We start from the raw sequence: 25,940 nt of genomic DNA on the forward strand, positions 1-25,940 counted from the left end.
CCGTGCTGTCTGACAAGGTGAGCCGGATCGTGGACGCCAGGGCCGAGGACCCGGGTGCCATCGCGGCGGCGGCGGCCCGGCGCGTGCGGGCCTCGTCGCCCTTCGGTGAGCACGGCAAGGCCATGATCATCGCCGCCGACCATCCGGCACGCGGCGCCAACGGGGCGGGCGGCGACCCGTCCGCCATGGCCGACCGCTTCGAGCTGCTCGACCGCCTGTGCACCGCGCTGGAGCGCCCGGGCGTGACCGGCGTGCTCGGCACCGCCGACATCCTCGAAGACCTGCTTCTGCTCGGCGTCCTGGACGGCAAGTCCGTGTTCGGCTCCATGAACCGGGCCGGCCTCGCGGGCTCCGTCTTCGAGATCGACGACCGGTTCACCGGGTACGACGCCGAGACGATCGCCGCGATGCGCTTCGACGGGGGCAAGATGCTCACGCGTATCGCGCTCGACGACGCCGCGACCCCGTCGGCGCTCGAGAACACCGCGCACGCCGTGGACGAACTCAACGATCGTCAGCTGATCGCCATGATCGAGCCGTTCCTGTCCTCCTGGCAGGACGGCAGGATCCGCAACGACCTCTCTCCCGACGCCGTCATCAAGTCGATCACCATCGCCTCGGGACTCGGCCGCCGCACCGCCTACACCTGGCTGAAGGTGCCGGTCGTGAACGACATGGAGCGGGTGCTCGCCTCCTCCACCCTGCCCGCACTCCTCCTGGGCGGCGAGGTCGAGGACCCCGACGCGGCCTTCGCCTCCTGGGGCAGGGCCCTGAAGCTCCCCACCGCGCGGGGCCTGGTCGTGGGCCGCTCCCTGCTCTGCCCCTCGGACGGCGACGTGGCCGGCGCGGTGGACCGGGCGGTGAGCCTGCTGTGAGCAGCAAGTACCACCTGCCCAAGGGGAGTTCGACCGAGCGACCGTACGACCTCGTCATCACCCCCGAGTCCGCGGGCTGGAGCCACTCAGGTCTCAGGATCCTCACCCTGGCCCCGGGCGAGGCGCAAACGCTCGGCACCGGCGACAGTGAGTTCCTGGTCCTGCCGCTGCACGGTGGCTGCACCGTCGGCGTCGCGGGCGAGACCTTCGCACTGGACGGCCGCAGCGGTGTGTTCGACTCGGTCACCGACTTCGCGTACCTGCCGCGCGCGTCGGAGGCCGTCATCAGCAGTGCGTCCGGCGGGACGTACGCGCTGCCCTCCGCCCGTACCGAGCGCACCGGCCTTCGTGCTCGGTACGGGCGCAAGGAGGACGTCCCGGTCGAGCTGCGCGGCGCGGGCAACTGCTCCCGCCAGGTCAACAACTACTGCCTGCCCGGCACGTTCGACGCCGACCAGCTGCTGGTGTGCGAGGTGCTCACACCCGGTGGCAACTGGTCGTCGTACCCGCCGCACAAGCACGATGAGACTCGTCCCGGGACGGAGTCCCAGCTCGAGGAGATCTACTACTTCGAGGTCGCGGGCGAGAACGGCTTCGGTTACCAGCGGGTGTACGGCACCGAGGACCGGCCCATCGACGTGCTCGCCGAGGTCCGCTCCGGCGACGCCGTGCTCATCCCGCACGGCTGGCACGGCCCGTCCATCGCCGCGCCCGGTTACGACCTCTACTACCTCAACGTCATGGCCGGTCCCGGCCAGGAACGTGCCTGGCTGATCTGCGACGACCCGGCACACGGCTGGGTGCGGACGACGTGGCAGTCACAGGAGACCGACGCCCGGCTCCCCTTCGGAGCCGAGGAACTCAGGTCCACGGAACCGGGGGCCAAGACATTCGGGGCCAAGACATTCGGGGCCAAGTCATTCGGGGCCAAGGAGAAGGACCGATGAGCCAGACCGTACGACTCACCACCGCTCAGGCCCTCGTGCGCTTCCTCGCGAACCAGTACAGCGAGCGCGACGGCCAGGAACAGCGGCTGATCCCCGGCATCTGGGGGATCTTCGGGCACGGCAACGTGGCCGGCCTCGGCCAGGCCCTCCTTCAGGCCGCCGTGACCAAGGAGGCGGATCTTCCGTACTACCTGGCCCGCAACGAGCAGGGCATGGTGCACGCATCCGTGGCGTACGCCAAGATGCGCGACCGGCTGGCCACCTTCGCCTGCACGGCGTCCACCGGGCCCGGCTCGACCAACATGATCACCGGTGCGGCGCTGGCCACCACCAACCGGCTGCCGGTACTGCTGCTGCCCAGCGACATGTTCGCCACCCGCGCCGCCGACCCGGTGCTCCAGCAGCTGGAGGACTCCCGAGGCGGGGATGTCACGGTCAACGACGCCTTCCGGGCCGTGTCGAAGTACTTCGACCGCGTCTCGCGCCCCGAGCAGCTGATCCCGGCCGCGCTGGCCGCGATGCGGGTGCTGACCGACCCGGTGGAGACCGGAGCCGTCACGCTCGCGCTCCCGCAGGACGTGCAGGCGGAGGCGTACGAGTGGCCCCTGGAGTTCTTCCGGCGCCGGGTCTGGCACATCGGCCGGCCGGTACCGGAGGCCGCCGCGATCCAGCGGGCCGCCGCGCTGCTGCGTACGGCCAGGAAACCGCTCGTCATCGCGGGCGGCGGCACCGTCTACTCCGGTGCCGAGACGCAGCTGCGCGCCTTCGCCGAGGCCACCGGTATCCCGGTCGCCGACACCCACGCCGGAAAGGGCGCCGTGCCGTGGGACCACCCGTACGCGGTCGGCGGCATCGGCTCGACCGGCTCCTACGCGGCGAACGAACTGGCGAGGGAGGCCGACGTCGTTCTCGGCATCGGCACCCGGTACTCCGACTTCACCACGGCCAGCCACACCGTCTTCGGCAACCCGGACGTCACGTTCGTCAACCTCAACGTGGCCCGTCTGGACGCCGTGAAGCACTCGGCCGAGCCGCTGGTGGCCGACGCCCGGCTCGGCATCGAGGCGCTGGCACAGGCGCTGACCGGCTGGCAGGTCTCCCCCGACCACCGCGTGCGCGCCCGTGAACTCATCGTCAGGACACGGGAGATCGAGGACGAGTGCTTCCATCTCGGCCATGGACCGCTGCCCGCCCAGACCGAGATCCTCGGCGCGCTCAACGACGTCCTCGACGACCGTGCCGTGGTGATCAACGCGGCCGGTTCCATGCCCGGTGACCTGCAGCAACTCTGGCGGGCGCGGGATCCGAAGGCCTACCACGTCGAGTACGCGTACTCCTGCATGGGGTACGAGGTCGCGGCAGGACTCGGCGCGAAGATGGCCGACCCCACTCGTGAGGTCGTCGTCCTCGTCGGCGACGGCTCCTACCTGATGATGGCCCAGGAGATCGTGACCATGGTCTCCGAGGGCCTGAAGGTCATCATCGTCCTCGTCCAGAACCACGGCTTCGCCTCCATCGGCGCCCTGTCCGAGTCGCTCGGCTCGCAGCGGTTCGGCACCAAGTACCGCTTCCGCGACGGCGACTCGGGCCTGCTCGACGGCGACGTCCTCCCGGTCGACCTGGCCGCCAACGCCTCCTCCCTCGGCGCGGACGTCCTGCACGCCGCCTCCGTGGAGGAGTTCCGTACGGCGATGGAGAAGGCGAAGGCCGCCCACCGCACCACCGTCGTGCACGTCGAGACCGACCTCTACGGGCCCAACCCGCCCGGACACGGCTGGTGGGACGTGCCGGTCAGCCAGACCTCCGCCCTGGACTCCACCCGCGCCGCGTACGAGACGTACGCCGCCCGCAAGCAGGCCCAGCGCCACTACCTGTAAGTCCCGTCCCCGCAAAGGAACCCCGCACCGTGAAGACCATCCAGCACTGGATCAACGGCTCCCCCACCACCGGTACGAGCCCCGAGACGGCCCCCGTCTTCAACCCGGCAACCGGTCAGGAGCAGGCCCGGGTGACACTGGGCTCGGCCACCGACGTCGACACGGCCGTGGCAGCGGCCGCGCGCGCCTTCGAGTCCTGGTCGGAGTCGTCGCTGACGCAGCGCACCCAGGTGATGTTCGCCTTCCGGCAGCTCCTCGTCGAGCACGAGGAGGAGCTGGGCCGGATCATCTCCGCCGAGCACGGCAAGACCGTCGACGACGCGCGCGGCGAGATCACGCGGGGCCGGGAGGTCGTGGAGTTCGCCTGCGGCCTCGGCGACATACTGAAGGGGGCCTTCTCGGACCAGGTCTCCCGCGGCGTGGACGTACACGACTTCCGCCAGCCGCTGGGTGTCGTCGCCGGCATCACGCCGTTCAACTTCCCCGCCATGGTGCCCCTGTGGATGCACCCCATCGCCATCGCGTCCGGCAACACCTTCCTCCTCAAGCCCAGCGAACGCGATCCCTCTGCCGCGAACTTCGTCGCCGAGCTGTACAAGAAGGCCGGTCTGCCCGACGGCGTCTTCAACGTCGTGCACGGCGGCAAGGACGCGGTCGACGCGATCCTCACCCACCCCGGCGTCGAAGCGGTCTCCTTCGTCGGCTCGACGCCCGTCGCCAAGTACGTCCACGAGCAGGCGACCCGGCACGGCAAGCGCGTCCAGGCCCTCGGCGGCGCGAAGAACCACGCCGTCGTCCTCCCCGACGCCGACCTGGAGTTCGCTGCCAGCCACATCACCGCCGGCGCGTACGGCTCGGCCGGTGAGCGCTGCATGGCCCTGTCCGTCGCCGTCGCGGTCGGCGCGGCGGCCGACGGCCTGGTCGAGGTACTGGCACGCAAGGCCCGCGAGGTCAAGGTCGGCCCCGGGGACGCCCCTGGCACCGAGATGGGACCGCTGGTCACCCGGGCCGCCCGCGAGCGCGTCGAGAACGCCGTCGGCACAGCAGCCGCACAGGGCGCCACCGTCGTCGTGGACGGCCGCGGACTCAAGATCGACGACCACCCCGAATGCGCCGGCGGCTTCTTCACCGGCCCGTCCCTCCTCGACCACGTCACGGCGGACATGGACGCCTACAAGGAGGAGTTGTTCGGCCCGGTCCTCGCGATCGTCCGTGTCGACACTCTCGACGAGGCGATCGACCTGATCAACGCCAACCCGTACGGCAACGGCACCGCCCTGTTCACGGCCGGCGGCGAGGCCGCGCGTCGCTTCCAGCGCAACGTCAAGGTCGGCATGATCGGCGTCAACGTCCCGGTGCCGGTGCCGATGTCGTACTACTCCTTCGGCGGCTGGAAGGACTCCCTCATCGGCGACTCCCCCATCCACGGCCCCGAGGGCGTCCGCTTCTACACCCGTTCCAAGGTCGTCACCACCCGCTGGCCCCAGCCCGCCCAGCAGGTGAACGCCGGGTTCGACTTCCCCACCTCCAGCTGAACCGGCAACAGCCCCCCACCCAAAGCCCCCACGTCAGGAAAGACACCCCCGTCCCCGATCCCGAAGGACTTCCGCCATGGCAACGGCGCCATCCCCGCTCCGCACCGTCGCGGGCAACCTGTGTCTCGGCTCCGCCCCCGACTCCTGGGGCGTCTGGTTCCCCGAGGACGAGCAGCAGGTCCCGTACACCCGCTTCCTCGACGAGCTCGCGCAGGCCGGCTACACATGGCTGGAGCTCGGTCCGTACGGCTACCTCCCCACCGACCCGCGCCGGCTGAAGGAGGAGCTGGACGCCCGGGGACTGAAGCTCTCCGGCGGCACCGCCTTCGGCGCCCTGCACCGGCCCGAGGCATGGGACGACATGCTCGTCCACGTCCGGCAGGTGGCGGAGCTGACCGCCGCCGCGGGCGCCCACCACCTGGTCCTCATCCCGCCGATGTACCGGGACGAGAAGACCGGCGCGTACACCGAGCCGCCCGAGCTGACCGCCGAGCAGTGGGCGGGCTTCGGCAGGAACGCCGACCGGCTCGGCAGGCTGCTCCTCGACGAGTACGGCGTACGGCTCGTGCTCCACCCGCACGCCGACAGCCACATCCAGACCCAGCCGGAGATCGAGCGGCTGCTGAACGAGTCGGACGGCCGCTACACGAACCTCTGCCTCGACACCGGCCACGTGGCGTACGGCGGCGGAGACACCCTCGACCTCATCCGCCGCTTCGGCGAACGGGTCGGCTACGTCCACCTCAAGCAGATGGACCCGTCGGTGCTGGCCCGGGTCGCGGCCGAGGGCCTCTCCTTCGGCGAGGCCGTCCAGCTCGGCGTGTGCGTGTCGCCGCCCGCGGGCGTCCCGGACCCGGGCGACGTGGTGGCCGAACTCGCGTCCCTGGACGCCGAGTTGTTCGTGATCGTCGAGCAGGACCTGTACCCGTGCGCTCCTGACGTACCGCTCCCCATCGCCGTACGCACACGTGAGCACCTGGCCGACTGCGGCCTCTTCGGAACCCGGCGCCCGAACGACAACCGGTAGGAGGCGGCCATGGACGTCAGGGACGACGCGACACAGGCACGCACCGCTCCATCCACGCTCATCGCCGACGCCCCGCCGGCCGTTTCCCGGCGGCTGCGGGTCATCACCCTCATCGCCACCTTCGGCGGACTCCTCTTCGGCTACGACACCGGTGTCATCAACGGCGCGCTGCCGTACATGACCGACGACCTGGGCCTGACCCCCTTCGCGGAGGGCATGGTCACCAGCTCGCTCCTGCTCGGGGCGGCCTTCGGTTCCCTCTTCGGCGGCCGGCTCTCCGACGCCCGCGGGCGCCGGCGCACCATTCTGCTCCTCGCCGTGCTCTTCTTCGCCGGGGCGCTGGCCTGCACGCTGGCTCCCGACACCGCGTTCATGGTCGTCGCCCGCCTCGTGCTCGGCCTCGCGGTCGGCGGCGCCTCGGTGACCGTGCCGGTCTATCTGGCGGAGGTCTCCCCGGCGGAGAGCCGCGGCGGGCTGGTCACCCGCAACGAGCTGATGATCGTCTCCGGTCAGCTGGCCGCCTTCACCTTCAACGCGGTCATCGCCCACGTCGGCGGCGAGGGCAACGGCATCTGGCGCTGGATGCTGGTCGTCGCCACGCTGCCCGCCGTGGCGCTGTGGTTCGGCATGCTCGTGATGCCGGAGAGTCCGCGCTGGCTGGCCTCCAGGGCGCGCTACTCGGAGGCGTTGGACGTACTGAAGCAGGTCCGCTCCCAGCAGCGCGCCGAGGCGGAGATGCGCGAGGTGACCGCGCTCGCCGTCGAGGACCAGAAGGCGAAGCTCGGCGGCTGGTCCGACCTGAGGATCCCGTGGATCCGCAAGCTGGTCGGGGTCGGCATCGGCATCGCGATCGTCATGCAGATCACCGGCGTGAACACGATCATGTACTACGGCACCCAGATCCTCACCGACGCGGGCTTCGCCGCCGACAGCGCGCTGACAGCGAACATCGCCAACGGTGTGATCTCCGTGCTCGCCACCTTCGTCGGTATCTATCTGCTGCGCAAGGTGAACCGGCGGCCGATGCTGATGATCGGCCAGGTGGGCACCATCGCCGCCCAGTTGCTGATCGCGATCTTCTCGTTCACCCTGCCCGCCGGAGACGGCCGCGCCTACGCCGTGCTCGCCATGACGGTCATGTTCCTCGCCTTCCAGCAGGGCGCGATCTCTCCGGTGACCTGGCTGATGCTGTCCGAGATCTTCCCCCTGAAGATGCGCGGCTTCGGCCTCGGCATCGCGGCCTTCGCCCTGTGGATCACCAACTTCCTCATCGGGCTGCTCTTCCCGGTCCTGGTCGACGCGGTCGGCGTGTCCAACACGTTCTTCGTCTTCGTCGCCCTCGGGCTCGCGGCCGTCACCTTCGTGAAGTTCTACGTCCCCGAAACCCGCGGTCGCACCCTCGAGAACCTCGAGACGGAACTCAAGACCCGCTTCTCCTGAACACCCGCACGCCCCCGGGCCGACGCCGGCCCGGGGGCCGTAGAAAGGAAAATCCCATGACTGTGCGCGTTGGGGTCATCGGCGCCGGCTGGATCGGCCAGGACCACATACGCCGGCTCACCGACGTCGTCACGGGCGCCGCGGTCACCGCGGTGACCGACATCGACGCCGTACGCGCCGGGGAAGCCGCCGCACGGGCCGGTGCCCGGGTGCTCGCCACCGGCGCCGAGCTGGTCGCCGCGAACGACGTCGACGCGGTGCTCGTGACCTCCTGGGGCCCCACCCATGCCGAGCACGTGCTGAACGCGATCGCCGCCGGGAAACCCGTGTTCTGCGAGAAGCCGCTGGCGACCACGCCCCAGGACTGCCTGCGCATTGTGGAGGCCGAGTGCGCGTACGGTCGCCGTCTGGTCCAGGTCGGCTTCATGCGCCGCTACGACGCCGGCTACCGACAGATGAAGGAGGTGCTGTCCTCCGGGACCATCGGCCTCCCGCTGATCGTGCACTGCGCCCACCGCAACCCGACCGTCCCCGAGTCCTACACCTCCGCGATGGCCGCGCAGGACACGGCGGTCCACGAGATCGACGTACTGCGCTGGCTGCTCGACGACGAGATCGTCTCCGCCCAGGTGATCACCCCCCGCGCCACCACCCACCGGCACGAGCACCTGCGCGATCCGCAGATCATGCTCTTCGAGACCGCGGGCGGCGTCCGCATCGACCTCGAGGTCTTCGTCAACTGCCAGTACGGCTACGACATCCAGTGCGAGACGGTCGGCGAGCAGGGCCTGGTCCGGCTGCCCGACCCGGCGGCGGTCGCCGTGCGCACCCAGGGCGTGAGCGGCTCCGCGGTCCTGCAGGACTGGAAGGGCCGGTTCGTGGACGCCTTCGACACCGAATTCCGCGAGTGGATCGCGGGCATCGCGGCCGGCCGGGAGCCGAGCGGACCGTCCGCCTGGGACGGCTACGCCGCGACCGTCATCACCGACGCCGCCGTCCGGTCCCTGGAGTCGGGCGGCCCGGTCGTCACCGTCGACATGAAGCCCCGTCCCGCCTTCTACGGAGGTGCAGCGTGAAGATCGCCATCGACCCGTACATGTTCCGCGCGCTGCCCCTCGACGACATGGTGCGCACGATCGCCGAACTGGGCTACGAGTACATCGAGCTGTCGCCGCGCGAGGACTTCATGCCGTTCTTCCTGCATCCCCGCGCGGACGACGCGCGCGTGGCGGAGCTGAAGAACTCCCTGCGCGGGCACGGCGTGAAACTGTCCTCCGTACTCCCGCTGTACAAGTGGTCCTCGCCCGACGAGTCCGAGCGGCAGGCCGCCGTACGGTACTGGAAGCGGATGATCGAGATCACCGTGGACCTCGAATGTCCGCTGATGAACTCGGAGTTCAACGGCCGCCCCGAACGGGCCGCCGAGAGCGAGGCCGCGTTCTGGCGCTCGATGGACGAGCTGCTGCCGGTCTTCGAGCGGGAGGGCATCGCCCTCAACCTTGAGGCCCACCCGGACGACTTCTGCGAGGAGAACACCCCCGCGGTCGACCTCGTCCGTGCCGTCAACAAGCCCTGGGTGAACTACCTCTACTGCGCACCGCACTCCTTCCACCTCTCCGGCTCCGACCCCACGGCGGACATCGCGGCGATGCTGCGGTACGCGGGCGAGAAGCTTCAGCACGTGCACATCGCCGACTCCTTCAACCACAAGGGGTCCAGCGGACTGCGCTACATCCTCAACCCGCCCGGTACGGCCGCCCGGATCCACCAGCACCTGGACATCGGCCAGGGCGAAGTCGACTGGGACGCCTTCTTCGGCACCCTGCGCGAGCTGGACTTCGACGGCGTCGCCACCGCGTGTGTCTTCGCCTGGGAGGAACGGGCCCGGGAATCCTCGGCCTTCATGCTCGACCGCATACGTAAGGGGCTGGCCGCGTGAAGCTCGGCATCTACACCGCGATCCTGCACGACCGTCCCTTGCGGGAGGCCCTTGAGATCATCACGTCACTCGGCCTGACCGGCGCCGAGATCAACGCGGGCGGCTTTCTGGGCACGCCGCACCTGCCGGTTCAGCAGCTGCTGTCGGGAGCGCTGGCCCCGGAGGACTACCTGAAGGCGTTCTCGGACACAGGAGTCGAGCTCACCGGTCTCAACGTCAACGGCAATCCGCTGGATCCCGACCCCGTGGCCGGCCCCCAGCACGCCGCCGATCTGCGACGCGCCATCGAGGTGGCGGGGATGCTCGGCGTACGCCGTGTCGTCACCATGTCGGGCCTGCCCGCCGCGGAGCCGGGCGGCACCACGCCCGCATGGAACGTGAACCCTTGGCACAGCGCCTATCTGGACTCGCTGGAGTACCAGTGGGACACGGTCGCCGTCCCCTTCTGGCGCGAGATCGAGGCGCTGGCGGCCACGCACGGTGTGAAGGTGTGCATCGAAATGCACCCGCACAACCTGGTGTTCAATCCGGCGACCCTGAAGCGGCTCGTCGAGCGGGTCGAGGCCAGGCACATCGGAGCCGAGATGGACCCCAGCCACCTCTTCTGGCAGGGCATCGACCCGGTGGCCGCGATCGAGGACCTGGGCCCGCTGGTGTTCCACGCGGCAGCCAAGGACACGCGGATCAACGAGCGCTGCCGGGTCAACGGCGTCCTCGACGACCGCTTCACCCGGGTCACCGAGAACCCTGTCGGACTCGGCGGGCGCTGGACCCTCAACACCTGGCCGGCCGAGTCGAGCTGGGACTTCGTCGCGGTCGGGCGCGGGCATGACGAGTCCTTCTGGCGGGGCTTCCTCGGCGCACTGCGGAAGGTCGACCCCGGCATGGCCGTGAACATCGAGCACGAGGACATGGAGCTGGGGCAGTTGGAGGGGCTGGAGGTGGCTGCGCAGACACTGCGGGCGGCGAATTCCTGAACCGCCTCCCTCGGATGACGGTGCGGCTCACCCGCCTTCACCCGCCTTCACCCGCCACAGCCCGGCGGGTGAAGGCTTCCTCGATGGCCCAGCGCATCCCGGCGACGCGCGCTCATGTTCGGTGACAGGGGACGGGTTTGACCTTACTTTCCCAGGACCGACAGCCTTCTGCCAAATCTCCCTGAGCAAGGATGGTTTTTTTATTGACAGCGGAAAAGAGTCACCCCTAGGTTTCCGGCCATGCGCAACGCATCCCCCCGTGAGTCAGTCGTCACGATGACTCCGGCCACCTCCCTGGTGTTCACCACCCTGCTCTCGCACGGTCCGCTCACCCGGGCCGAGGTGGGGCGGCGGACCCAGCTCTCACCGGCCGCCGTCACCAAGGCGGTCCGTCCGCTGATGGAACTCGGCTACCTGGTCGAGGGCGTGGACGAAGAGGCACGGCCCTCGGTGGGACGCCCGGCCAACCTGGTGTGGGTGGACGGAGGGAAAGCGCTGTTCATCGGGATCAAGGTGACAGGCGACGAGCTCATCGCCGTGCTGGCCGACCTGTGCTGCCGTGTCCGGCTGTCCCGGCACGTACGGCTCACGGGCCGCGAGCCGGAGGCCGTGCTCCCCGCGCTCACCACGCTGGTACAGGAGTTGCTCACCGAGGCCGACGGATTCGGCGTCCGCGTACGGGGGCTGGGCATCGCGATCTCGGGGGACGTGGACCGCGCGGACGGTGTGGTCCGCTACTCGCCCTTCCTGGAGTGGCGGGACGTACCCCTCGCCGAGATCGTCGGGACCGCGACGGGGCTTCCGGTGACGGTCGACAACGATGTCCGGGCGCTCACGGTCGCCGAGCACTGGTTCGGCGCCGGAGTCGGGCTCTCCGACTTCGCCCTGGTCACCGTGGGCGCCGGTATCGGATGCGGCCTGGTGGTCCACGGGCGGGTGGTGTCCGGCGCGCACGGCGTGGCCGGCGAGATCGGGCACCTGGCGCTTGACCCGCTCGGCCCGCTCTGCCACTGCGGCAACCGCGGGTGCGTGGAGGCGATCGCGGCGGACCCGGCGATACTCCGCGCCGTACGTGCGGCCACCGGCAAGCAGGTGACCGATGCAGCCGGAGCCCTGGCCCTGGCCCACGGCGGAGACCCCTGTGCCCGAGCGGTCTACGCGCGGGCCGGCGAGGCCATCGGCAAGGCCATCGGCTTCCTGGTGAACATCTTCGGTCCCGGGCGGGTGGTCATCTCCGGCGAGGGCCTGGCCGCCTACGACCTTTTCGCCGAGGGCATCCGGGACGCGTTCGCCGCGTCCGCCTTCGGCACCGCTTCGCAGTGCGATGTGGTGACACGTCCCCTGCCCTTCGAGGAGTGGGCGCGCGGGGCCGTGGCCACCGCGATCCAGTCGTTCATGGGGTCGGACACATACGAGGAGTGGCGATGACGCTGCAGAGCCGCAGCCCATAGGCCGTCGCGGGAATCGGCCGCCGCACGGTCGCTCCAGGCGCCGTTCGGTGTCAGGGCCCGCCACTTCGGCCGTGCCGCTCTCGCCGTCTGGGGCGCAGGGCCGGACCGATGCGAAGACGGTAGCCCAGTCCCAGCTGATCGCGGACAGCGCTCTCGTGACCGCGATCCCCTGCCCCTGGTGCACTTCGCGCTGCGGCGACAGCTCATCAGCGAGCTCACCATCGCCTCGGAGAAGGGCTGAGCCACCGACCCGACGTCGTGCGGAGCGACCACTCGGCCGCTTCACCGGGCGTCCTGCCCGGCACCTCGACCGTCCCCTGTCCGGGCAACGCCCCTCCACCCGCCGTGTGCCACCGAACGATTCCTTTCACCTCACCTCAGGAGGCGACCCATGCGGTCATCCCCGTACAGAGCCCTGCGCGGAGCCCTCTCCGGCTTCCCGCGCCGTACCCTCCGAGCGATACTGGTCCTGGCCGTCACGGCGGGAGCCGCCGCAGCGGTCCCTGCCGCAGGCCAGGCCATGGCCGTCGCCTCCAAGTCCACGACCTCAGCCGGTACTTCCGCCGCGAACACAGCGGATGCCACTTCCAGCCTCGCGGCCAAGCCGTACATGGGCTGGTCCAGCTGGAGCATGCAGTCCTCCCAGTACCCGGGCCTCAACCCGGACGGCAACTACAGCTATCTCACCGAGGCGAACGTCCTGAAGCAGACGGACGCCCTCGCCGCCACGTTGAAGAAGTACGGCTACGACTACGTCAACATCGACGCCGGCTGGTGGATGGACAAGAACTGGACGTCCGAGTTCGACCAGTACGGCCGCCAGTCACCCGACCCGGTCCGGTTCCCCGACGGCATGAAGTCGGTCGCCGACCACATCCACTCCAAGGGCCTCAAGGCCGGCATCTACCTTCCCGTCGGCCTGGAGAAGGGCGCGTACGGCGACGGCAAGCTGCCGATCTGGAACGCCCCCGGCTGCACCACGGCGGACGTCGTCTACCCGGATCTGCGCACCACCAACGGCTGGGACAGCGCCTACAAGCTGGACTTCGACAACCCGTGCGCGCAGAAGTACATCGACTCGCAGGCACAGATGCTCGCGGACTGGGGCTACGACTTCCTCAAGCTGGACGGCGTGGGCCCGGGCTCGTTCAAGTCCGGTGACAACTACAACAACGTCGCGGACGTGGCCGCCTGGCACAAGGCCATATCCGACACCGGCCGCCCGATCCACCTCGAACTCTCCTGGTCCCTCGACATCGGCCACGCCGCCGACTGGAAGAAGTACTCCAACGGCTGGCGCATCGACACCGATGTCGAGTGCTACTGCAACACCCTGGTCACCTGGGAAAATTCCGTCAACGACCGCTGGAACGACGCCCCCGCCTGGAGCCGCGAGGCCGGCCCGGGCGGCTGGAACGACCTCGACGCGATCGACGTCGGAAACGGGGCCATGGACGGTCTCACCAACGCCGAGCGGCAGAGCTACATGACCCTGTGGGCCATCAACAAGTCGCCCCTGTTCACCGGCGACGACCTCACCAAGCTGGACAGCTACGGTCTCTCCCTGCTGACCAACCAGGAGGTCATCGGCGTCGACCAGAGCGACTCGCCCGTCGCCCGCCCCGTCACGCCGATGGGCGACCAGCAGGTCTGGGGAGCCAGGAACGCCGACGGCACGTACACCGTCGCCCTGTTCAATCTCGGCAGTTCGCCGGCCTCCGTCAGCGCCGACTGGGCGTCCTTCGGCTTCACCGGCGCGGCCTCCGTACGCGACCTGTGGAACCACCGGAACCTCGGCACGTACAAGAACAAGATCACCGCGACGCTGCCCGTACACGGCTCACGGCTGTTCACCGTCAAACCCGGCGGCACCCCGCTGGCGACCACCCGATACGAGGCCGAGTCCACGAACAACACCCTCACCGGCAGCGCCTCCGTCGCCTCATGCGACTCCTGCTCCGGCGGAAAGAAGGTCGGCAACCTCTATCTCGACAGCAAGCTGCAGTTCAACGACATCACGGTGAAGAAGGCCGGCATCTACACCGTCAACGTCTCCTACGTGAGCGGTGACCCCCGCTCGGTCACCGTCTACTCCAACAGCGGCAACGGCACCAGCCTGAAGTTCCCCTCCACGGGCGACTGGTCCACGGTCGACACCGTCAGCGTGCAGCTGGCCCTGAAGGCAGGCTCCAACACCATCACGTTCGACAGCGGCTGGGACTACTCCCCCGACATCGACAGGATCGACGTGCCCAAGTCCGCCTGACCCCTTCCGCGGGTTCCGGGAGACACGACCCGGGGCCCGCGCCCGGGGACCCTCCCGTCCCGCCCCGCATGCGCCGTTCCCCCGACATGGAGTGCACAACGTGGATACCGAGCACACCGCGCACACCGCATCGCACGACAACCACCCGAGCCGCAGGGGCTTTCTCGCTCTCGCCGCCACCGCCGGCGCGGCCGCCGCCCTCGGCGGTCTGCCCTCCTTCACCGCATCGGCGTCCCCCGCCCGCCCCACCTCCTCGCCCCTGCTGTCCGCGGCCGCCGCCGCGAGGAACCAGCTGTGGTGGCAGGCTCCGGGCTCCGCCGACTCGATGATCCAGCAGGGCCTGCCGGTGGGAAACGGGCGCCTCGGAGCGCTCGCGAGCAATGACCCCGCCGGCGAGCTGCTGACGATCAGCGACGCCACCCTGTGGACCGGCGGCCTCAACGACACCCTGCAGAGCGACGGCCAATTCCCCTACGGCCGGGACGACTTCGGCTCCCTGACCCTGCTGGCCAAACTCACCGTCGACATCCCCGCGCACGACCTGGGCTCGGTCGACAACTACCGCCGTTCCCTCGACCTGGCCCAGGGCTTCGTCAGCGCCTCCTACGACCTGTCCGGCGTCACCTACCGGCGGCAGATCTTCGCCAGCCGCCCCGACGACGTCATCGTCCTGTACTTCTCCCAGCAGGGCGGCGGAGCCTACACCGGTACCGTGACCCTTGCCGGTACCCACGGCGAGACCACCACGGCCGACGACGCCGGGCACTCCACGTCGTTCGGCGCCTCCTTCTCCAACGGGCTGAAGTACGGCGCCGCCGTCACGGCCCGCAGCAGCAGCGGCACGATCGCCGTCGACGGCGGGTCGATCTCCTTCAGCGGCTGCAAGGACCTCACCGTCGTGGTCAGCGGCGGCACCAACTACGCGCCCGACGCGGCCGCCGGGTTCCGCGACCCGTCCCTGGACCCGGAGCGGCTGGCGCGGACCAAGGTCCTGGGCGCGGCCGGGCACTCCGCGAGCACCCTGCTGCACACGCATGTCGCCGACTTCCGCCCGGTGTTCGAGCAGTTGGACATCGACCTCGGCACGTCGTCCGCCGCGCAGCGCAGGCTGGACACCTGGCAGCGGGTGCAGGCCCGCTATCGGGACGACGTGCCCGACCCCGAACTCGAGGCCGCCTACCTGCAGTTCGGCCGCTATCTGATGATCTCCGGGTCGCGGGGCACGCTGCCGATGGGCCTGCAGGGTCCCTGGCTGGACGGCAACGACCCCGACTGGATGGGCGACTACCACACCGACATCAACGTCCAGATGAACTACTGGATGGCCGACCGTGCCGGCCTGTCCGGCTGCTTCGACGCCTTCGCGGACTACTGCCTCGCGCAGCTGCCCTCCTGGACGGACGTCACACAGCGGCTGTTCAACAGCCCGGCCAACAGATACCGCAACTCCAGTGGCAAGCTCGCCGGTTGGACCGTGGCCATCTCCACCAATCCCTACGGCGGTGGCGGCTGGTGGTGGCATCCGGCCGGCAACGCCTGGCTCTGCCAGAGCCTGTTCGAGCACTACGAGTACACCCAGGACCGCGCCTACCTCCAGAAGATCTACCCCCTCCTCAAGGGCGCCGTTCAGTTCTGGGAGGCCCGTCTCATCACCACGACCGTCACCGACGCCTCCGGAGCCTCGCGCGAGGTCCTCATCGCCGACAGCGACTGGTCGCCCGAGCAGGGGCCGTTGGACGCCAAGGGCATCACCTACGCCCAGGAACTGGTGTGGAACCTCTTCGGCAACTACCACACCGCGACCCAGGTGCTCGGCAGGGACACCTCCTACAGCGCGACCGTCGACGGTCTGCGCGGGCGCCTGTACCTGCCCGTGGTCAGCCCCAAGACCGGCTGGCTGGAGGAGTGGATGTCACCCGACAACCTCGGCGAGACCACACACCGGCACCTCTCCCCGCTCATCGGGCTCTTCCCCGGCGACCGGATCCGCCCGGACGACTCCACGCCGAAGGACATCCTCGCCGGCGCGACCGCCCTGCTGACAGCCCGCGGAATGAACAGCTACGGCTGGTCCAACGCCTGGCGCAGCCTGTGCTGGTCACGGCTGAAGAACGCCGAGAAGGCCTATCAGCTGGTCGTCAACAACCTCAAGCCGTCGGTGAACGGCAGCAACGGCACCGCGCCGAACCTCTTCGACATCATGGACATGGGACAGGGCCGCGGCATCTTCCAGATCGACGCCAACTTCGGCACCCCCTCCGCGATCACCGAGATGCTCGTCTACTCACGTCCGGGCCACGTCGAGCTGCTGCCCGCGCTGCCCGCCGCCTGGGCGGCATCCGGCTCGGTGTCCGGCGTCGGAGTCCGCGGCGGCTTCGTCGCCGCCCTGAAGTGGAAGAACGGCAAGGTCACGCAGGTGACGCTGCAGAGCGTCGGCGGCCGGGACACGACCGTCGTCGCGGGTGGCACCTCACGGAGGATCAGCCTCAAGCCCGGTGAGTCCGTCACCCTGGGCGCTTTCGGCTGAGGATGCGGACCACGAGAAGAGTGGAGAGATCGCCGATGTCCCCGGAAGAGATAAGCACGACGAGGGGTCGCCGACCGCGTCGTAGAACCCTGCTGTCCGTGTTCGGCGCGCTGACCGGCCTGGTCCTGGCGGCGGTTCCGCTGAGCACCGCGCATGCGGCGAGTGCTGCCACGCCCTCGTCACAGAGCAAGGGCACCCGGGTCGGTGCCTGGTCGCCCAGCATGACGACCGGCGGCCCGTCCTTCAGCGACCAGACCATCCGAATGGTGGCGCACAGCAGCGTCGCGGGCTCGGGCGCCCGCATCACCCTGTCCAACCGGTACAGCACCACCCCGCTCGATGTCGGCGCCGTGGACGTGGCCGTCCAGGCGAGCGGCGGAGAGGCCACGCGCGGCACCACACGCAACATCACCTTCGGCGGGTCCCGCCACCTCACGATCCCCGCCGGCGAAGAGGCGGTCAGCGACGTCGTCCCGATCCCGGTCGGCGCCGGGGAGAACCTGCTCGTCAGCCTCTACGTGCCGGGTACGACGGGGATGTCGACCTGGCACTCCGACGCGTTCGACACCACCTACATCGCCTCCGGGAACCACGCCGGTGACGACAGTGCCGCCGCCTTCGGCACCACCACGACCTCCTGGTACTACCTGGCAGGGCTGGACGTCGTGTCACCGACCGCACGGGGCACCGTCGTCGCCTTCGGTGACTCCATCACCGACGGGTACCACTCCTCGACCGGCACCTACAGCCGGTGGCCCGACTTCCTCGGTCGCCGGCTCGGCGCCGGACCGGGGCCGCAGCGGCTCAGCGTCGTCGACGCCGGCATCGGCGGAAACCGGGTCCTCACCGACGTACCGAACCTGTGGCAGGGCGTCAGCGCCCTCAAGCGGTTCGGGCATGACGCCCTCGGCCAGCCAGGCGTCAAGGACGTGATCCTCTTCGAAGGCATCAACGACATCGGCAACAACGCCGGCCCCGACGGCCGCCCGCTGACCGCCCAAGACCTCGTCAACGGCTACCGCACCCTGATCGACGAGGCGCATGCCGCGCACGTCCACGTCATCGGCGCCACCCTGATGCCCGACCAGGGCAACGGCTACTACACACCTGCCGCGGAGACGATCCGCCAGAGCGTCAACCAGTGGATCCGCACCAGCGGCGCCTTCGACGGCGTCATCGACTTCGACCGGACCATGCGTGACCCGGCGAACCCGGCCGCCCTCGACCCGGCCTACGACTCGGGTGACCACATCCACCCCAACGACCAGGGCATGAAGGCCATGGCCGACGCGATCGACCTACGGCTCCTGCGCAGCTGACATCGCTTGGCGGGACCCGGCGTCCGGCAGTCCGTCGGTCTCCACCGGGCCATGGGCGGCGCCGACAGTGCATCTGCTTGCGCATCACACCGACCAACTGCCGGTGGTCTCACGGTTCGTGGGACCACCGGCACCGACATCGGGCCGGACAGTGAGGGCTCGACCGTACCCAGCCTGGCACCCAGTTCGTCGACGGCGACGACAACGGGCTCATCTGGCCGGCTCGGCCTCCTCCACGACGTGCACCACCGCCTCCGCGGCCCTTCGTTCGGGGATGGTCAACCCGGGCAGGGCCACGAGGAAGGCCACGCAGGCCAGTGCGGCCGCGCCCAGCAGGCCCGTACGCGCCGCGGCGGGGAAGTCGCGGTGCGTGGCGAGGAGGTGGCTGAAGTACAGGGAACCCGCCAGTGCCGTGCCCAGCGAGGTGCCGATCTTCATGCCCGTCTGGTAGACACCGGCCGCGGTGCTGCCCTCTCCGCGCGGCACCAGTTGGAGGGCGAGCGTCTGGTTGGAGGCGATGACACAGCCGGCGCCGCAACCCGCCACCAGCAGAGGAAGGGCCGTCAGCAGGAACATGTTGTCACCGACCGAGGACTGGCCCACGATCAGGGCGTTGGCCGCCAGACCCACGGCGGTGAGTGCGGTGCCGACGATGACCAGCGGACGCCCGACACGGTGGACGACGCGACCGCTGATGATCCCGCAGACGGCCGAGCCGACGGTGAACAGCACCGTGCACAGGGATGCCTTCAGCGGGGAGTAGTGCATGCCCTGTTGCAGGAACTGCGACAGGACGATGAAGATGCCGGTGAATCCGCCGTAGAGCGCGGCGGCGACCAGGGTGCCGACCCAGTAGGTCCGCTCGCGGAACAGGTTCACGTCGACCAGCGGCTGCCTCGCGCGCCGGGCGACGCCGCGCTCCCACAGGACGAACACGGCCAGCAGGGCGAGACCGGTCCAGGCCAGCCACCAGCGGCGGTCCGCCCAGCCGCCGCTCTGCAGCAGGGGCAGCATCACGGCGGTGACGGCCACGCCGAGCACGAGCATGCCGACCAGGTCGAGGCTGCTGGGCCGCTCGGCCCTGCGTCCCTCCGGCAAGAGGCGGCCGGCCAGGAACAGGGCGAGCAGGTCCAGCGGAATGAACAGGTAGAAGATCCAGCGCCAGCCGTCGGCCGTGCCGAAGCCCTGGAGAATCGCGCCGCCGAGGAGCGGCCCGATGGCCGTGGAGAGGCTGACCGTCGCGCCGTAGTAGCCGAAGGCGCGGCCGCGCTGACGCGGCGGGTACATCTGGTGCAGCAGGCCGACGACCTGGGGCGCCACCAGGCCGGCTGCGATTCCACGGGCGAGTCGTGAGGCCACGAGCCAGGTGGCGTCGGGTGCGACCCCGCACAGCACGCCCGTGACGGTGAACAGCACCATGCCGACGAGGAAGACCTTTCGGCGGCCGAACTCGTCGCCCAGCCGGCCGCTCGGGATCAGCACCAGGCCGAAGGTCAGTGTGTATCCGGCGATCGACCAGGTCGCCTGGGAGGACGACAGGTGCAGGTGGTGCTCCATGGACGGCAGGGCCACCGTCACGATGCTCACGTCGAGCAGCGTCAGAAAGGCCGCCGCGATGCAGACGGCGAGGGCCCGGGCGCGGCGTCCGGGCGTGAGTCCGGCGGTTTCGGCGGGCCCGGGGCGCCCCTTTCCGTCAGGCGTGTCATGTGGTGCGGTGAGGTCTTCCGGCGTCTTTGCCATGGTGTCCCTCTGTTTCCCATCGGCTGTCCGTACGGGGAGTGCGATGCCGTGGGGGCGCGGGAGCGCCCCCGGGGAATGCGGCTCGTGCCGTGGAGCTGCATCCGTTTCCGGTACGGGCCGGGACCGTCGGGTTCCCGTCCCGGCCCTGGCGCTGGGCGCGGTCAGCCCACGTCGGCGACGAGGCCGGCCTTCTCCACGCCGAAGACAGCGACGGCCTCGTCGTTGTCGGGCCGGTCGCCGCTCACCCCGACCGCTCCGAGCAGCTCGCCGTCCTCGTCCCGGATCAGCGCACCGCCCTTGGAGGAGGCGATGCGCCCCTCGGAGATGCTGGCGAGGGCGGCGAAGAACGCGGGGTCGCGGGTGGCGTGCCGGGCACCGGCGGCGCCGCCCTGGCCGGTGCCGAGGCAGCCCCATGCCTTGGCGTGGGCGATCTGGGGGCGCAGGATGCCCGCGGTCTCCTCGCGCTTGACGACCAGCGGGTGGCCGCCGGGGTCGAGGACGGTGACGGTCAGGGGGCGCAGGCCGAGCTCTCGGGCATGGCTCAGGGCCGCGTCCACGATCTCGGACGCCTGAGTCAGCGTCAGTGCACTCATGGCTGTGGTTCCTCTTCCTTGTACGGGGTGGGTTTCGGGGATGGTGGTAGGGGGAGGGTGCCGGCCGCCTCGGTGTCGCTGACGCGGGTGGCCGCGTACAGGCCGAGCAGGTTCAGTGCGGCCAGGGCGAGGAAGGCGGCGCGGTAGCCGGAGATACCGGGCGCGGTGTCCGTACCCGTCGTGCCGGCCGTCACCAGCACGGTGGTGGCCACCGCGACACCGACGGCTCCGCCGAGCCGGCGGCCGACGTTGAACAGCGTCGAGGCCCGGCCGGAGGACGAGGCGGAAACCGTCGCGAACGACGCGGACTGGGTGCCCACGAAGACCTGGCCGACGGCGAGCCCCAGGCAGAACAGCAGCGGTACGACCAGCCACCGGCCGGTGTCCGCCCGCAGCAGCAGGCCCATCGCGGCGACTGCCGCGCTGGTGCCGCCCACGCCGAGCACGAGGTGCCGGCGCGGCCGCAGCCGCCGGTAGAGGACACGACTCGCGAGCTGTGAGCCGGTGACGACGCCCAGCGCCTCGGGAAACGTGGTGAGGCCCGCGGTCATCGGGGTCATGCCCCGCTCGTCCTGCAGGTACAGGGTGAGGGTGAACAGGGTGCCCAGGAAGGTCACCGACTCCACCGTCATCACGGTCGTGCCGGACGCGAACAGACGGTCCTTCAGCAGCCGTACGTCGATCATCGGGGTCCGCTTGCGCAGTTCGACGGTGACCATCGCGGTGGCCAGTACGGCTCCGCAAGCCAGGGCGAGCACCACGGATGACGTGCTCCAGCCCTGCTCGGGACCTTCCGAGATGCCGTACATGACCAGCCCGAAGCCGGAGGCGGCGAGCAGGAACCCCGTCAGGTCGAACCGCTCGGCCGGGCGGGCGGACTGATTGCGCAGGCACAGCGCGCCGAAGACGGTGGCGAAGACGCCGACCGGCACGTTGACGTAGAAGATCGCCCGCCAGGAGACCTGGGTGACCAGGACGCCGCCCAGGACCGGGCCCAGGGTGGGGGCGAGGCCGTTGGCGATGCTGAGGACCGCCGAGGCCCGCACCCGTTCGTGCGGGGCGAAGCTGCGCAGCAGCATCGCCATGCCGACCGAGGCGAGCATTCCGCCGCCTGCTCCCTGTACCACCCGGAAGGCAATCAGTTGGCCGAGGCTCTGCGCCGTCCCGCACAGCGCCGAACCGAGCGTGAAGACGGCGACAGCGGTGAGCAGCGTGCGCTTGCCGCCGAAGCGGTCGCCGAGCCATCCGGACGCCGGCACGGCGACCGAAAGGCTCACCAGGTAGGAGATCGACACGGTGTCGACGGCCGTGGAAGGGACGTCGAAGGCGCGGCCGATGGTGGGCAGGGCGACGTTGACGATGGTCATGTCGAGGGTGCTCAGGAACAGCCCGGCCACGTAGACGACGCAGACGGCCACCTTCTGGCTGATGGCGATCCGGGGGCCGCGTCGCGCGTCCGCCGCCTCGTCGGCGGCAGCAGCGGCCGGGTCGGCGTTCATCCGACCCAGGTGGCGGGCCGGCTCGCGGAGCGCACGGTGGTCAACCGCAGCAGTTCGTCGAGCACGCCGGTGGCGTTCTCGTCGAGGCCGGGGGCGGGTTCGAACGTGCCGTCGGAGGTGAACGACAGCCGGATGAAGGGAATGTGCACGGCACCGGCCACCGGCACCATGCCCAGGGCGATCACGACCGGAAGCAGAGCCTGTACGGCTCGGGCGCCCCCGGCGACCCCGCCGTACCCGACGAAGGCGACCGGCTTGCCCTGCCACTCCTTGGCCAGGTAGTCGAGGGCGTTCTTGGTTGCGGCGTTGTAGCTGTGGTTGTACTCGGGCACCACGAACACGAAGGCGTCGGCAGCGTCGACGGTCCGGCTCCAGCGCCGGGTGTGCTCGTGCTCGTACTGGCCGCGCTGGGCAGGACGGGGTTCGTCCAGCAGCGGCAGTCCGACCGCGGCGAGGTCGACGAGTCCGGCGTCGAAGCCGGAGTGCTCGAGGGCCAGGGCGTGGAACCAGCCGGCGACGGCCGGGCCGCGGCGGCCGGGGCGGGTGCTGCCCACGATGATGTGCAGACGGGGTGGGGACATGGTGACCTCCGGTCGGTCAGTCGCCGGGGACGACTTTGTTCTCGATGACTCCGAGCCCCTCGATCTCGCCGCGGACGACGTCGCCGGGCCGCACCGGGCCGTGGCCGGCCGGGGTGCCGGTGGACAGCACGTCTCCGGGTGCGAGGGTGAGCGCGGCGGTGAGCCAGGCAAGCTGCTCGGGAATGGTGTGGAGCATCTCGGCGGTGCTGCCGTCCTGGCGTACCTCACCGTTGACCCACTGGCGGATGCGCAGCGCGTGCGGGTCGGGGATCTCGTCGGCGGTGACGAACCAGGGGCCGCAGATCCCGTAGGTGTCGAAGCCCTTGCCGCGGTCCATGCGGTTGTTGTCCCGCTCCGAGACGTCCCGGGATCCGACGTCGCAGAAGCCGACGTAACCGGCCACGGCGCGCAGGGCGTTGTCGGGGGTGAGGCGGCCCGAGCGGGGACCGATGACGACGGCCAGCTCCGTCTCCGGGGCGACCTGTTCGCTGATCGCGGGGTACCGCAGGTCGTCGTGCGGGCCCGCCAGGGCACCGGGTGCCTTGAGACAGCCCTGAAGCCCGCGGCGGGGAGGCGGCTTCTGACCGGTGGCGGGCGGCCGTCGCGGATAGGTGGCAAGCATGCACCAGACGGTGTGCGGCTTCCCGACGGGCGGCGCGAGCAGGCGGGGCTCGTCGGACCACAGACAGTCCTGGTCCAGTACGCCGGTGTCGGCGTGCCCGGCCACCCAGTCGAACAGGCGCCGCAGGGAGGCGAGTTGGGGGTCGACCTGGAGGAGGGAAGGCAGATCACCGGGGACCGCGTAGCGGGCGCGGGCGAGGGCGTCGTCCCGGTGGACGCCGTCGGCCTCAAGCCGTCGTACGTAGGCGGCCCCGATGTCGACGAGGTGGTGCGGAACGACTTCGGCGAAGCAGAGCCGATCGCCGAAGGGGGTCCGCCGCGAGGCGATTTTCACTGGGTGAGGGGAGCTTTCCGGGTAGTGGGCGAGTCGGGTGCGGCGCCGTGCGGGCAGGCCGGTCGGGCCGGAAGCACGGCGCTCTTGCGCCGGGCGGCCGTGGCCGGGCTGCCAGGTGCGAAGGCCGCGGTGAGGACTCCGCAGCGGACGGGGGCGCGGAGGCTCCGGGGCGGACTGCCCGCGCCACACCTCGGCGCGTGGGCCGAGGGGGCTCGGGAAGGAGCGTGGCTCCGGGACACCGCCCGATGGTGCAGGGCTCAGCCGTTGTCGGCGTCCTTGGGGTCCTCGAAGCGGATGCCGCCGTCGGTGACGACGGTGACGAACTTGTCGTCGTCCGGTTCGACAGGGAGGTGGATCGGCGGCAGGCCGACGGTGAACAGCACGAGTTCCTCTGTCGCGGCGTAGCGGGCCTTCTCACCGGGGTCGGCCTCCACCGCGCCGAGCCTGCCTATCTCGGTGTCCTCCACCGTGCCCGTACCGGAGAGCACCACGGTCAGCCGCTTGGCGTTCTCGCTCTCGGAGATCCACTCGGCGCCGGCCTCGATCTTGACGAACTCGACCCAGAACTGCCGCTCGGTGTAAGTGCCGATGTGCCTGCGCTTCACCCCCGGCCAGCCGGCCACCGGAAGCCAGTTGAAGTGGGCGGGGTTGCTGATGACGACGCCGTTGTAGCGCGGCTTCGGGAACTTCTGCTCCCGCCGGGGGCGGCGCTCGGTCTGCGCCTCCTTGTTGTCCGGGCCACGGCCACGGCCGGCACCCATGCCCAGCGCGGAAGCCCCGCCGAACTGCAGCACGAGCTGGAGCTGCTTGGGGTCGGTGAGCTTGTCGTCCTGGGGGCCGTAGGTCTGACCCTCGGGGAAGTAGCCGACCTCACCCTCGCGCAGGATGCCCTGCTCGCCCAGGTTCATGTCGCCCACCAGCGGCAGACGGATCTGCTCGAAGGTGTGGCAGTGCCGGGGCATGGAGAAGTCGGCCTCCTGGCGGCCCAGGATGTAGCGGTAGTTCTCCAGCGGCTTGTCCCGGTCGCCCATGAGCAGGTAGTTGAACGAGACCGTCCCCCTGGGGTGGTCCATCTTGAATGCGTTCTCATCGAACGGAGCGATCTTCATCGCTGTCCTCCATGGTCGGGTGCTCGCCCGGGTGGCATCCGCGCGGCACGGGGCTCGGACGGAGCGGGCGTGATGACTGACGGCGATCGGCCGGTCCGGCTGTCGCGCGGTGGGGGCCGCGACGCGGCCCCTTCGATGATTTCCGGTCGTCGCTCGCCATCCAGCAAACCTTCCTAGTAGGTTCGCGTCAAGACAGACGGCGAGCTCTCATCGAAAATGAAGGAGCCTGCGGTGGCACGGACAGTGAGAGCACCGAAGAGCTTGAGTCAACCTATTAGGTAGGTTAGGCTCCTTTCGATGGGGCATTCTGGCCCTGAACACCCTTGGGGAGTCACATGTCCGTGCCTCGCACTCCGGCGAAGATCTTCCGCGGCCGGGTGGCCGACCAGATCGTCGAGGACCTGCGCGCGCAGATCCTCAGCGGCACCCTGCCCGACGGCTCGCGTCTGCCCGCCGAACGGGAGCTGGCCGCGTACTACGACGTCAGCGGCCCCACCGTCCGCGAGGCCATCCGCGTACTGACCGCCATGGGTCTGGTCAACACCCGCAACGGCAGCCGAGCGACCGTCACCGCGCAGGGCGACACCCTGCTCGCCGTGTCGATCGCCTCCGTCGTGCAGTTCGAGAAGGTCGGCGCGCGGGAAGTGTTCGGCCTGCTCGGCGCGCTCAACGCCTACGCCGCCGAACTGGCCGCCGAGCACGCCTCGGACGAAGAGGTCCACCGGCTGCGCGAGGCGGCGCAGGCCATTCCCGCCACCGAGGGCGTGGAACGGTCGGCCGCCGCGCTGCAGCACTTCTTCGGGACGCTCTCCGACATCTCGCACAATCCCCTGCTCGCCGCACTGAGCCGGTTCATCACCGAGATGCAGCTCGGACTCGCCGTGAAACTGTCCGGCGGCGACGGTGGCGACTGGGGGCGGGTCTCCGACACTCTCCACGCCGAGCGGATGCGGATCGTCGGCGCGATCGCCTCCCGCGACGCCCGGCACGCGGCCTCCGTGGTCCGCGACTACCACCGCCTGGTCGTCGAACGCATCACGTCGGCCCGGAAGGACGGCGAGAACACCGCCTCCGACGCCGGCCTCACAGAGGCTCTTACGGCGTGGCTGCGGTCGAACGTCACCCTGGGCGGCCAGGTCCCCAGCCGGGACAACACGTCGTGAGTCCCCGGTCCGGCCCGTTCCAGCGGATGCAATAAGTAGCGTCTCTCGAGAAATTGACGGATGAGGCGCTGAAAAGTCTGTTGGTCCAGACCTCTTGACGGGGTCTTTGTTCAGCAGTTG

The 25,940-nt window shown here is 70.0% G+C and carries 20 protein-coding genes; 14 read left to right on the forward strand and 6 right to left on the reverse strand.

The genetic code is table 11. The annotated features are described in order from the left end of the window. Window positions 1-2 precede the first annotated feature (2 nt). From AB0950_RS32310 to AB0950_RS32370, 13 genes are all read left to right on the forward strand, one after another. Window positions 3-875, forward strand: a complete 873-nt coding sequence (locus AB0950_RS32310; RefSeq protein ID WP_366780005.1) for an aldolase — start codon at window positions 3-5, stop codon at window positions 873-875. Next, complete coding sequence (gene iolB, locus AB0950_RS32315; RefSeq protein WP_366780006.1) at window positions 872-1,822, forward strand: 5-deoxy-glucuronate isomerase; 951 nt, start codon at window positions 872-874, stop codon at window positions 1,820-1,822. The genes AB0950_RS32310 and iolB overlap by 4 nt, the downstream gene beginning before the upstream one ends. Next, complete coding sequence (gene iolD / locus AB0950_RS32320) at window positions 1,819-3,699, forward strand: 3D-(3,5/4)-trihydroxycyclohexane-1,2-dione acylhydrolase (decyclizing) (protein WP_366780007.1); 1,881 nt, start codon at window positions 1,819-1,821, stop codon at window positions 3,697-3,699. The genes iolB and iolD overlap by 4 nt, the downstream gene beginning before the upstream one ends. Before the next feature lie 29 nt (window positions 3,700-3,728). Continuing rightward, window positions 3,729-5,234 carry a CoA-acylating methylmalonate-semialdehyde dehydrogenase gene (locus AB0950_RS32325; protein ID WP_366780008.1) on the forward strand — a complete coding sequence of 502 codons (1,506 nt, stop codon included), beginning with the start codon at window positions 3,729-3,731 and terminating at the stop codon, window positions 5,232-5,234. A 76-nt stretch (window positions 5,235-5,310) separates the two neighbouring features. Then, on the forward strand, window positions 5,311-6,261 hold the full coding sequence (locus AB0950_RS32330) for a TIM barrel protein (RefSeq protein WP_360160352.1): 951 nt from the start codon (window positions 5,311-5,313) through the stop codon (window positions 6,259-6,261). Between the two features lie 9 nt (window positions 6,262-6,270). Continuing rightward, complete coding sequence (locus AB0950_RS32335; RefSeq protein ID WP_360160351.1) at window positions 6,271-7,701, forward strand: sugar porter family MFS transporter; 1,431 nt, start codon at window positions 6,271-6,273, stop codon at window positions 7,699-7,701. Between the two features lie 56 nt (window positions 7,702-7,757). Further along, the gene (locus AB0950_RS32340) at window positions 7,758-8,777 is read left to right on the forward strand and encodes a Gfo/Idh/MocA family oxidoreductase (RefSeq protein WP_360160350.1); all 1,020 of its coding nucleotides are present in this window, start codon (window positions 7,758-7,760) and stop codon (window positions 8,775-8,777) included. Continuing rightward, complete coding sequence (locus AB0950_RS32345) at window positions 8,774-9,640, forward strand: sugar phosphate isomerase/epimerase (RefSeq protein ID WP_360160349.1); 867 nt, start codon at window positions 8,774-8,776, stop codon at window positions 9,638-9,640. Before AB0950_RS32340 ends, AB0950_RS32345 begins: the two co-directional genes overlap by 4 nt. Further along, window positions 9,637-10,617, forward strand: a complete 981-nt coding sequence (locus tag AB0950_RS32350) for a sugar phosphate isomerase/epimerase (RefSeq protein WP_360160348.1) — start codon at window positions 9,637-9,639, stop codon at window positions 10,615-10,617. Before AB0950_RS32345 ends, AB0950_RS32350 begins: the two co-directional genes overlap by 4 nt. 240 nt (window positions 10,618-10,857) lie before the next feature. Further along, window positions 10,858-12,045, forward strand: coding sequence for an ROK family transcriptional regulator (locus tag AB0950_RS32355; protein WP_366780009.1), 1,188 nt, complete (start codon window positions 10,858-10,860; stop codon window positions 12,043-12,045). Between the two features lie 414 nt (window positions 12,046-12,459). Then, a complete protein-coding gene (locus tag AB0950_RS32360) occupies window positions 12,460-14,334 on the forward strand; it encodes a CBM35 domain-containing protein (RefSeq protein ID WP_360160346.1) in 1,875 nt (624 codons plus the stop codon). Between the two features lie 100 nt (window positions 14,335-14,434). Further along, window positions 14,435-16,861, forward strand: coding sequence for a glycoside hydrolase N-terminal domain-containing protein (locus AB0950_RS32365; RefSeq protein ID WP_366780010.1), 2,427 nt, complete (start codon window positions 14,435-14,437; stop codon window positions 16,859-16,861). Between the two features lie 98 nt (window positions 16,862-16,959). Next, the gene (locus AB0950_RS32370) at window positions 16,960-18,180 is read left to right on the forward strand and encodes an SGNH/GDSL hydrolase family protein (RefSeq protein ID WP_366780011.1); all 1,221 of its coding nucleotides are present in this window, start codon (window positions 16,960-16,962) and stop codon (window positions 18,178-18,180) included. Window positions 18,181-18,390: 210 nt separating this feature from the next. Here the strand turns inward: AB0950_RS32370 and AB0950_RS32375 are convergent, their stop codons facing one another. The 6 genes from AB0950_RS32375 to AB0950_RS32400 all read right to left on the reverse strand — a co-directional run bounded on the left by AB0950_RS32375 (window position 18,391) and on the right by AB0950_RS32400 (window position 24,657). Continuing rightward, window positions 18,391-19,920 carry an MFS transporter gene (locus tag AB0950_RS32375; RefSeq protein WP_366780012.1) on the reverse strand — a complete coding sequence of 510 codons (1,530 nt, stop codon included), beginning with the start codon at window positions 19,918-19,920 and terminating at the stop codon, window positions 18,391-18,393. A 161-nt stretch (window positions 19,921-20,081) separates the two neighbouring features. Then, window positions 20,082-20,513, reverse strand: coding sequence for a heme-binding protein (locus AB0950_RS32380; protein ID WP_360160341.1), 432 nt, complete (start codon window positions 20,511-20,513; stop codon window positions 20,082-20,084). Continuing rightward, window positions 20,510-22,012 (reverse strand): DHA2 family efflux MFS transporter permease subunit, encoded by a 1,503-nt coding sequence (locus tag AB0950_RS32385; protein WP_366780013.1) that lies wholly within the window; start codon window positions 22,010-22,012, stop codon window positions 20,510-20,512. The genes AB0950_RS32380 and AB0950_RS32385 overlap by 4 nt, the downstream gene beginning before the upstream one ends. Further along, complete coding sequence (locus AB0950_RS32390) at window positions 22,009-22,593, reverse strand: NAD(P)H-dependent oxidoreductase (RefSeq protein WP_360160339.1); 585 nt, start codon at window positions 22,591-22,593, stop codon at window positions 22,009-22,011. Before AB0950_RS32390 ends, AB0950_RS32385 begins: the two co-directional genes overlap by 4 nt. A gap of 16 nt (window positions 22,594-22,609) precedes the next feature. Beyond that, window positions 22,610-23,548 (reverse strand): fumarylacetoacetate hydrolase family protein, encoded by a 939-nt coding sequence (locus AB0950_RS32395; protein WP_360569519.1) that lies wholly within the window; start codon window positions 23,546-23,548, stop codon window positions 22,610-22,612. Window positions 23,549-23,805: 257 nt separating this feature from the next. Next, window positions 23,806-24,657, reverse strand: a complete 852-nt coding sequence (locus AB0950_RS32400; RefSeq protein ID WP_360160337.1) for a hypothetical protein — start codon at window positions 24,655-24,657, stop codon at window positions 23,806-23,808. 341 nt (window positions 24,658-24,998) lie between these two features. On the opposite strand from AB0950_RS32400, the gene AB0950_RS32405 reads away from it, so the two are divergent. Beyond that, window positions 24,999-25,820, forward strand: coding sequence for a GntR family transcriptional regulator (locus tag AB0950_RS32405; RefSeq protein WP_360569521.1), 822 nt, complete (start codon window positions 24,999-25,001; stop codon window positions 25,818-25,820). The last annotated feature ends 120 nt before the right edge of the window (window positions 25,821-25,940 follow it).

Source organism: Streptomyces sp. NPDC007189, assembly GCF_040703635.1.
Lineage (GTDB): Bacteria > Actinomycetota > Actinomycetes > Streptomycetales > Streptomycetaceae > Streptomyces.